Here is a 9107-nt window from a genome sequence, read left to right on the forward strand (position 1 = left end):
ATGAAAGTAGAAAATTCAAATTTTACAAATGAAGAACAAAGAAAACAGTTTCCAAATTATTTTTATGCTGGCTTTTGGTCACGCTTCTTCGCTTTTTTTATAGACTATTTGTGTATTAATATTCTCACAAGTGCAACTATAGGTTTAGTATATAAGCTTATTGGCCTAAAAGCGGATTCTTCAATTATAACTATTTATGGTTTTTTTTCATTGGTCATTTATTTAGGTTACTTTGTTCTTTTAACCAAATTAAATGACGGGCAGACGATAGGAAAAATGATTTTTGGACTAAAGGTAGTTAGTTTTCAAGAAGATGCACTTAGTTGGCAAACAGTTCTTATTCGAGAATTATTCTGTCGTTTTATCTTAAAAAATATTTTCTTCTCTATTGGATATCTAATAACGATTTTTACTCCCAAAAAACAACATATTGGTGATTATTTTTCAAATACAAGTGTGGTGAAACTAAACTTCTTAAATTGTTATAAATATAAATTTATAAATCAAAATTGAAAGAACGAGCATTTAAATGTCTTTATTGCATAATTATAATTACCTAGCAATATTTTTGAAAATGGCTTAGAATTGCTCTCTCAAATTTACAGTAAAAAAACTCACTGCTCTATAATCGGCAGTGAGTTTTTGTGTAATGGACGCTAGTTTATAATTATCTAATAGGTACTTTTTCAGAATAACTATAGAATTGAGACTTATCTGTAAAATTAGCTTTATATTTACTGTTAATTCCAGCCTTTTTAGATATATCTCCTAATTCAATTAATAACTTTTCATCATTTCCTAAAAAATGAATTTTATTGTCAAATCCAACAATATAGATATAATTCACCATTTTATTTATTAATACTTCTGGATATTTTTCGCTATCTATTTTTTTATAGACTTGCAACAAAACATGTGTAATATCTAATATAGCTTTGGTCTTATCACGCTTCATTAAACTATTATATAGTTCATGAATTATTTTTTTGTTTCCTCAATATCAATCATTTAAATCCTTACTCCACTAAAACTACCAAACAAATTATCTCCCCAACGTTTAACTCCTTCTGACCAAGCTTGTCCCTAATTTACTATTGCAATACACATCATTTCCATAATACGTAGCAGCTTCTATATTTGTTCCTAATGCTGTAAAACAACTCCCAATCATACCACAAATAACTAAACCTTTAACTAATTTCTTTTTCATGAATGTTCATCTCGAAAATAAAAATTAGAAAACGTCTTCTATATAGAAATTATAGAAGCATTGGTATAGTTTTGTAAATGTTAAAACAAAAGAATTTTCCTAACATTTTTGTAAGTTGGTATCCATCAATTCCAATTGTTTTTACCTGATTATTGTACCATTTCATTCGAAACAAATATTGCCATCAATACTTTCTTTTTATAAAATAGCCTTGATGTCTATATAAAAATTTTCAAATTAACAAGGAGAAATGAAACCGATGCTTATCATGCTATTAGTTATTGTTGCTATGTATTTTTATCTGTTTCGTACACAAAAAAAGCAACAAAAAGAACGACAAGATTTTTTAAACAATTTACAACCAGGAGACACTGTTGTGACTATTGGAGGATTACATGGAGTAATATCTGAAATATCCTCAGATAAAAAGAAGATAACTCTTGACTGTGAAGGCGCACTTTTCGACTTCGATCAACAATCTATACGAACGAAAAAATAAGCAGAAAGGAATCCCTCTCTGCTTATTTTTTTCTTTTATTTGGCAAAGAATAGCCTAATTCTTTCAACTGTTTTTTCGTGACCACATGACGAAATTCTCCATCAAAAACGATCACTGTATATTGATTTATCACTTCAACTTTTCCTTTGAGCGTTTGTCCCATAACAGATTGACAATGCACAAATGATCCGATATCTATTAAATCCTTACTTTTTTTGGCCAAAACACAACCTCCGAAAATAATAATTAAAACCACCTATCTAGTAGGTGGTTTGGAAGAAATAGTCTCTGAAGAACAATTTCAACGTAACAGTCTATAAAAATTTTATCGTATTTACTTTCCTATTTCAATCTTAACTTCCCTAAAAAATCTTGGTACAATTATTCATGACTTTTATTTAACTAGGAGAAAATCATGAATATACTCTTCTTAAGTATCTGCCTTTTTTATATAGCCACTATCTTAACAGGAGTTTATCACTGGCGAAATAACAAAAAGAAATAAAGAAAACATTTAGAAATTTTCTATCCCAAAATAAAAAGGTAACAACCGCAAAAAAATCGAGGTTTAAATTCATGACACTATTATATTGAGGGTGCGATCATTACCTTAGTTCATTTTACCAATTTTTTTGCTAATTTTAAATACCTCTTTATTTCTTCTTTCTTTGAAACATCTGTTTTATTCTTTTCTTCTACTAATAAACAGAAAATAACAAATATACAAAAAGAAGAGTGTACAAAAAAGGTGCTGCGCACTCTTCTTTTTAATATTTTCTTTTACATATATTGTTCTACATGTTCAATTTCTTTTTGTAGTTCTTTTTTATCGTACTTTTCATACTTACCAGCTTCGTGTGCAATCTTTTTAATTTCATGTATGGCTTTTTTCTCAACAAGCCATTTTCTCATACTATGTTTTTTTGCATCTTCATTTAGAGAATCTAATTCTTCTAAATTTGAATCCAGTTTGTTCAAAACATCTGCAATTTTTATCAATGCTTTTGCTTCTTTTTCTTCATAGTTTGACATAATAGAGGAGTAGGGACTCATGATGTAATCGCGTGATTATGATTTCATTTGTTTTCATCCACTAAACTAATAGGACTAGAAAATAAATCATTCACAAGTTGAACTGTTAAACATGGTAGAATTGTATGCTCATTTTAATACCTGTTCAGCTAACAAATTAATTCACATAATTAATCTGTTGATTCTCTACTATTGGATAACTAATTAATCGATCACTTTCTAGATTTTCATTATTCATATTTACTGCATTAATTTGACTATCTTCATATGTGCGATAATAATAAATTCCTTTATCTATGTTGCAACATGAAGAGTAAATGGTATATTCATATTTTCCATCACCAACATCACATAAGCCTTTTTGTTGTTCCACTGAACCTAATATATGGAAAAACTGACTAATACTTTCAGATTCTGAATTCCCAGTTTTTGAATTCAATTTGGTAAACGTTGCTTTTACAAATCGTGAGGTAGAAGATAAATCCCCAGGTAATCCTATTCCACCCATTCCTCGACTGTATACATTCAAATCAATTTTATTTGAAAAATTATTTTGGGGTGTTTGACTTGATAAACTACGATAATTGTTTAAATTAAATAATTGATAGTTAAATGGAGGATTATTCGTCAACACACCTACAGGATTATCATAAATATGAAGCCCTTCTTTCACACTCTCAATAACAATTGATTTTTCTTTATCTGCTAATAGCCAATGTAAGGGAGACAAAGGAAGAGTTTCACTAAAATTGATAGAAACTAAATTCATCGTTTCTAATAATTTTTTCGCTTCGTCTACAGTTGCGCATTGACCCAAAATCCATGGAATAAATTCAAAAGGAGACACATTTGCTTTTCCTTCTTTGAATGTTTTATAATCCGCATAACCAGAAAAATTTAATCCTGCCATACTTAGCCCTTTTTCGTTTGTTGCATCATAATAAAGTGGATAATCTGCTATTCCAGCAGCTATTCCAATCATAGCATAATGCGTATCTAATTTAGGAACTTTTCGAAACTCTAAACAATAATTCCTTGGAACAATTGTAACTACTTCCTCATAAGATATTTCATAGTCAAAGTTTCGGCCAAAATAATGATCCTTAGTAGCATAAGTAATTGCGGTACACATAAAAAAACCTCCTAAAATAATTTATATTAGTTACCTTACTTCTATATAATATGACGATAGAACTAAATTAGCAAAATTTTCTTTTTCATTTTTTTAGTAGTTATGATAGTTATCTCGTTAATCCAAACACCAAAATAGTTTTATATAATTACTTAATCTATGGTTTCTTTTAACGTAACGGCATTTTCTACAGGTGTTTTATCTCCATGGACAAGTAACGCAATAGCATAGGCAAATTTATTTTTAAACATCCCTTTTGTTTCATCTAAAGTCTTTTCTTCTGTAACATCCCGAAGAGTAATTCCTCCCGCCACAATGCCTGCATAATCTTTAGTCGGAACAGAAACATTTACTACAAAATCTACCGTCTGTTTAGGGGCAATTGTCTGCTTTTCTTTTTCAAAAGAAGCAACTTTCGTAATATCAAAAGGAATACCCGAAGTAAGTTGATTTTGAGTCTTGCCATATTCCACTACACCATTAATATTGGTGGTTGCTGGACTCAATTCTCCTGCCACTTCAATTGCTTCCTCCGAATTGTTTGTTACATATATAACTAGAGGCACAGATTCATTCACAGGTAATGACAAATCAAAATATGTTTTGCTTTTATCCACTTGATACGTTGATTGTTCTACTTCTCTGACGCCATTTATTTAAATACAGCAAAGAGACACCATAATAATCAGCATTCTCATGGGTCGTATATCCTAACACTCATAAACGCATATATTCTTCTTGGCTCATTCTACGAATTTTTCGCTTATCAGAAGTTAATCGTCGTAATTCTTCACTACACTCCATAATCTTCTTATATAATTCACTGGTTTCATCTCTATGCCATCAAACATAATAATTCTATTCGTATCGCTTTGATTCTGTTCTTATCCTGAAGAATTTTTTCATCATTTATACATCGTGTTTCATACATATCTCTTTACTCCCTTTACTTTCTTCCCACTGTAAATATACCTGTTCTCATTTGAAAAAAGGGAAGCGATTTGCTTCCCTCTTTTTTTACGCTCCTGGCGCATCCGTTAATGTCCAAGTTAAATCGGCAGTATATTGTTCTGCTGATTTTGTTGAAGATCCTGGCACAAATAATCTCACACCACTTTCATTCCAAGTAATTTTTGAAATCCCATTTCCAGAGCCCGCTTCTGCAAATACTATTTTAGTTGCTGTTTCAGGAATTAATGTACTCTCATCCACTACATTTATTGCTTCTGTATTGCTATTTGAAGCTTTTCCTCCTTTAAAACTAATTTGCGCTCCTTTTAACTCTTTCCCACTTGCTGCGAGTTTTGTAGATTTTACAGTTAATCCCCATCCGGTTGATGTTCCTCGTAAATCTGTTATCTGAACTTCACTTTTTGTGGTTGTTCCATATAACTTGTCTTGTGTAGAAATCGGCTGCTGACCAAAATCAAAATTTGGTACTTTATCCAATGTTAAATCTCCTGGTGTAAAAGTTACTTTTCCTGTTGTTACTTGTGGATCAACTGCATATACAGAAGTTGATGAAAAGCCAATTCCTCCTACAACTACTGCCACTGTTAATACATTAGTTAATTTCACTGATTTCATAAACTTTCCTTTCTTCCTCATTTTATTCTATTACTTTGTTATATATTTTCGATACATCCCATAAATAGCACTTGCCAAAATAAGGATACCTATAATCATCCAAACGGATGACATTTTGACACCTGTTTTTGGAAGGTTTCCTTTTGCTTTCTTAGCTACTTCTTGTTTTTGAGTTACCGGCTTTTTATTGCTTGTACTTTCATTTTTGTTCGTGCTTTCTGTAGGTGTTATACCACCTGTTTTTTTACTTTTTTCATTATAAGCTGTAACCTTTACAGAAGTTTGATCAAATCCCACTTCAAATGGTATTGGTGTTTTATCTAATCGATATCCCTTAGGGCTTTTTGTTTCCACAAACGTATATTTTCCTGGAAACAATCGAGTAAGGTGTATTTTTCCTTTTTCATCTGTCGTCATCGATTGAGCTACTTCTACTACTGACCCTTTTTCATCTCGTAGTTCAAACGTCGCATCTGATAATACTTCTTTTGTTTCTTTATCCTTTTTTTGCAAGATTACAGATACTTCAATCGAACCATCCCCTGTAAAGGTGATTCCAGCTTGACTCGTTTTAGACTCTGCATAAGTAGTAATGCCTAAACAGAAAGTCAAAATCATCAAGCTACCCATTAACAACCATTGATAGACTTTTTTCATCGCTTCTATTCCTTTCTATGGCGTATCGTTTAACGTCCATTCAATTGTTCCTGTATACTCTCCTACACTTGCTTTTCCTTGTTCTACTTTTAACAATAATCCTTGTTGTCCTGTCCAAGAATCAGAAATTTTTGTAACCTCTGAATCTTTCGATGTTGTACAGCTTTTAATTATTTGTGCTGCATTTGAAGAAAGAATCTTTTCATTACTAGACTCTTTGTAAATCAATGCATTCTCCAGTTTTTTATTAGTTGACGTATTCGTTAATTCATCCGTCAATTTGGCTGTCACTTGCCACTTACTTCCACGACCACGCTCATCATAAACAGCTAAAGGATCCCCTTGAACCGTTGCTTTATAATACTGTGTTCCTTTTATTAACTTTTGGCTGCCAAAATCAATGGTATCTGGTACAGTCATATACACTTTTTTCTTCGCCCATCGAGCAGTAAAAGTAATTTCGGCACCATCACCTGGATCTACATTATTAAGGAGTGTTGCAACTGTATCTGTTGAAGTAACTAACTGCCCATCGTACTCCCATCCAACAAAATCATAACCTGTTCTTTTTGGTATATAATTTGCTATATTTGCTTGTTCCCATCTAATACTCGTTGGAAATTGTGGATTAGTTGCTCCTTCGTAATTCAAATCAAAAATAAGTTTATACCAATTTTCTACATAGGTAGCAATAAATTCTGTATTTGTTGTCATTAAAAATGGATTACCTTGACCAGTAGAAGGATTTCTATTCCAAGAACTAAATGTATACCCATTTCTTTTTGGGTTTGCCGGAGGTGTAGCAATAATGTCTACTCCATACGGTTCTTCATAGGTATCTTCTTGAATCAAGCTTCCATCCCAATCTTTCCATGTAGCAGTATATCGATTACTGTACTGAAGCCTTTGTTCTACAGATAACACAGTTTTATTATCAATAACATAATCATAGTAAATCGTAGAATACGTACTTCCACCACCATCAAATGTTAAAAGACCCGTTGTTGGTTCATACTCAAATGCTGATCCTGAAGTTGATACCCCATATTTCACTTGGGTCACTTTCACCTTTGCAGGGTCAATCCCAGGATATAGCTCTGATAAGTTGACCGTGACTTTCTCAGCATCTATATCTTTTCTCAACAATTTGGGTTGTAAGCGTTGATATCCATAACTTACTCGTGGATTAGTTGCATTCAATTCAATAAATGGTAATTATTGATAGCCAAAGGCACCTGACCCTACCGTTTTTAAAGAAGCTGGAAGTTGTAAACTTTCAACCAAACCATTTGAAAATGCCGTATTCCCGATACTTTCTACACCTTGTCCTAAATCAATCTTTTTTAAGGTAGGATTATTATTATCTCCCATAAAAGCATTCGCCTCTACTGCTTTGACAGAGTCTGCTAATGTAACTTCTTCTAATGGATTACATCCAAACGCAGCATACCCAATTTTTTCTGCTGTTACTGTCAATTTTTTTATTTGGTTAGAACTAAAGGCACCTGATCCAATACTCTTAATGCTATTTCCCCAATGAATCGTATGAATATTACTATTTGAAAAAGCTGAGTTTCCTATAGTAGTAAGAGCGTTTGGCAACGTTAACTCTCCCAAATTATTCCCTATAAACGCTTGTTCTCCTATTGTTTCTACATTAGAAAAATCTATAGTAGATATTTGATTACTTGCAAACGTACTAGAATTAATAGTTTTCAAGCTTGTTCCTATTTTCACCGTAGTTAGTTTTCCATCTACAAACGCTCGCTTTTCAATTGTTGTTACACTATTAGGTAGTTCCAATGTTTGGAACATCGAATTTCTAAACGCGGCTTCTCCTATATAACTTAAACCTTCTGTTAATACTAATTTATTAATATTGGCATTTTCAAACGCTTGGCGTTCAATCCTCTGAACTGTGGCAGGAACTACTAATTCATTAATTGTTGTTCCAGTAAATGCTTGAGCGCCTATCCTTGTAACATTTCCAAGATTAACATTTACTAATATAGCTTACTCCTGATCCAATAGTTACATCCGTTAATTTATTCCAATAAAAAGCATAAGAATCTAGCGTTGTTACACTATCTGGAATAACCACATTTGTTAAGCCACATTCTCGAAAAGCTCCCATACCAATAGTTGTTAAATTTGACGGAAGTTGAACATTGGATAAAGCAGGATTATTATCAAAGGCTAATCGATTAATTCTAGTTACTGTGTTAGGAAATGTTACTGAGGTAAGCCCTTTATTTGAAAAAGCACTGTCCGCAATAGTTGTAATAGGAATACCATTTATTGAATCTGGAATAACTACATCCGTTCCTCCGAGCGTAGCATCATATCCAGTAATAACTCCTCCAGAAACTGTAAAAGCATTCTCCGGTGTACTCTTTGTCACAGTTTTATCAGCTACTGTTGATTCAGCATTCGTATCATTATCGTTTAAAGAAATTGGAGCGGGTGTGGTTTCTTTTTCTTCTTTAGATAAAGATTCGTTTTCTACAATATTTTGATCACTATTAATAGCTACATTGTCTTGGTTACTTTTTGACAAATCGGTTTCTACATTATCCACAAACTCTGTTTTTTCATTATTCTCTGAACTTTCTCCAGCTACATCTTTTGTTTCTTCCGATATAATTGTACTTTCTTTTCCATTTGATACTTTTAATTCACTATCTTCTGCTATAACTACCGTAGGTAGAAGTATTGAACTAAAAAGAGAAACTATGGTTACTACAGATATAGATTTTTTCATTACTCTTCTCCTTTCATCTACTTTTTATCGATAAAATTATATAAAAAAAGCTAGAACAATTGCTAGCTTATGTTACAAATTACAATTTTTTTGTCTTAAATTTTTTAAACTACAAATAATTATTTATATCGAAAAATATTTTTCAACTATTACTTTAAATACTTTACATTTTTTTATTAAATCACTTGAGTTATTTAATGAAAAATTAGAATACTCGTCTTTTTGTATA

Annotated in this window: 12 protein-coding genes and 1 pseudogene; 2 read left to right on the plus strand and 11 right to left on the minus strand. The window is 31.8% G+C overall.

Going from position 1 to position 9107, the window contains the following annotated elements:
• Positions 1-513, plus strand: a complete 513-nt coding sequence (locus IGK82_RS13770; protein WP_016617119.1) for an RDD family protein — start codon at positions 1-3, stop codon at positions 511-513.
• 154 nt (positions 514-667) lie between these two features.
• On the opposite strand, the gene IGK82_RS13775 is transcribed toward IGK82_RS13770, so the two are convergent.
• On the minus strand, positions 668-955 hold the full coding sequence (locus tag IGK82_RS13775) for a bacteriocin immunity protein (protein WP_016622730.1): 288 nt from the start codon (positions 953-955) through the stop codon (positions 668-670).
• A gap of 53 nt (positions 956-1008) precedes the next feature.
• Positions 1009-1210: pseudogene (locus IGK82_RS13780) on the minus strand (leucocin A/sakacin P family class II bacteriocin).
• Positions 1211-1469: 259 nt separating this feature from the next.
• On the opposite strand from IGK82_RS13780, the gene yajC reads away from it, so the two are divergent.
• Positions 1470-1709, plus strand: a complete 240-nt coding sequence (gene yajC, locus IGK82_RS13785) for a preprotein translocase subunit YajC (RefSeq protein ID WP_025193441.1) — start codon at positions 1470-1472, stop codon at positions 1707-1709.
• A 22-nt stretch (positions 1710-1731) separates the two neighbouring features.
• Here yajC and IGK82_RS13790 read toward each other — a convergent pair whose 3' ends face one another.
• The 9 genes from IGK82_RS13790 to IGK82_RS13830 form a co-directional block, all read right to left on the minus strand.
• Complete coding sequence (locus tag IGK82_RS13790) at positions 1732-1932, minus strand: hypothetical protein (protein ID WP_010709164.1); 201 nt, start codon at positions 1930-1932, stop codon at positions 1732-1734.
• 557 nt (positions 1933-2489) lie between these two features.
• Positions 2490-2741 carry a hypothetical protein gene (locus tag IGK82_RS13795; protein WP_016622462.1) on the minus strand — a complete coding sequence of 84 codons (252 nt, stop codon included), beginning with the start codon at positions 2739-2741 and terminating at the stop codon, positions 2490-2492.
• A gap of 157 nt (positions 2742-2898) precedes the next feature.
• Positions 2899-3873, minus strand: coding sequence for a choloylglycine hydrolase (gene bsh / locus IGK82_RS13800; RefSeq protein WP_016622461.1), 975 nt, complete (start codon positions 3871-3873; stop codon positions 2899-2901).
• Positions 3874-4025: 152 nt separating this feature from the next.
• On the minus strand, positions 4026-4490 hold the full coding sequence (locus IGK82_RS13805) for a WxL protein peptidoglycan domain-containing protein (protein WP_430605189.1): 465 nt from the start codon (positions 4488-4490) through the stop codon (positions 4026-4028).
• Positions 4491-4890: 400 nt separating this feature from the next.
• Complete coding sequence (locus tag IGK82_RS13810; protein WP_025193446.1) at positions 4891-5460, minus strand: WxL domain-containing protein; 570 nt, start codon at positions 5458-5460, stop codon at positions 4891-4893.
• Positions 5461-5490: 30 nt separating this feature from the next.
• On the minus strand, positions 5491-6117 hold the full coding sequence (locus IGK82_RS13815; RefSeq protein ID WP_430605190.1) for a SpaA isopeptide-forming pilin-related protein: 627 nt from the start codon (positions 6115-6117) through the stop codon (positions 5491-5493).
• A 15-nt stretch (positions 6118-6132) separates the two neighbouring features.
• Positions 6133-7317 (minus strand): WxL domain-containing protein, encoded by a 1185-nt coding sequence (locus IGK82_RS13820; protein ID WP_430605191.1) that lies wholly within the window; start codon positions 7315-7317, stop codon positions 6133-6135.
• A 15-nt stretch (positions 7318-7332) separates the two neighbouring features.
• Positions 7333-8127 carry a leucine-rich repeat protein gene (locus IGK82_RS13825; protein ID WP_430605221.1) on the minus strand — a complete coding sequence of 265 codons (795 nt, stop codon included), beginning with the start codon at positions 8125-8127 and terminating at the stop codon, positions 7333-7335.
• On the minus strand, positions 8111-8878 hold the full coding sequence (locus IGK82_RS13830) for a leucine-rich repeat domain-containing protein (protein WP_430605192.1): 768 nt from the start codon (positions 8876-8878) through the stop codon (positions 8111-8113). Before IGK82_RS13830 ends, IGK82_RS13825 begins: the two co-directional genes overlap by 17 nt.
• Positions 8879-9107: the final 229 nt, after the last annotated feature.

Origin of the sequence: Enterococcus sp. AZ197, from assembly GCF_050556405.1 — a bacterium.
Lineage (GTDB): Bacteria > Bacillota > Bacilli > Lactobacillales > Enterococcaceae > Enterococcus > Enterococcus faecalis.

Excerpts from the sequence above, each read along its gene's own strand:
- IGK82_RS13775 (WP_016622730.1), bottom strand. The coding sequence starts at position 955 with ATGAAGCGTGATAAGACCAAAGCTATATTAGATATTACACATGTTTTG.
- IGK82_RS13795 (WP_016622462.1), bottom strand. The coding sequence starts at position 2,741 with ATGTCAAACTATGAAGAAAAAGAAGCAAAAGCATTGATAAAAATTGCA.
- yajC (WP_025193441.1), top strand. The coding sequence starts at position 1,470 with ATGCTTATCATGCTATTAGTTATTGTTGCTATGTATTTTTATCTGTTT.
- IGK82_RS13815 (WP_430605190.1), bottom strand. The coding sequence starts at position 6,117 with ATGAAAAAAGTCTATCAATGGTTGTTAATGGGTAGCTTGATGATTTTG.
- IGK82_RS13810 (WP_025193446.1), bottom strand. The coding sequence starts at position 5,460 with ATGAAATCAGTGAAATTAACTAATGTATTAACAGTGGCAGTAGTTGTA.
- bsh (WP_016622461.1), bottom strand. The coding sequence starts at position 3,873 with ATGTGTACCGCAATTACTTATGCTACTAAGGATCATTATTTTGGCCGA.
- IGK82_RS13770 (WP_016617119.1), top strand. The coding sequence starts at position 1 with ATGAAAGTAGAAAATTCAAATTTTACAAATGAAGAACAAAGAAAACAG.
- IGK82_RS13830 (WP_430605192.1), bottom strand. The coding sequence starts at position 8,878 with ATGAAAAAATCTATATCTGTAGTAACCATAGTTTCTCTTTTTAGTTCA.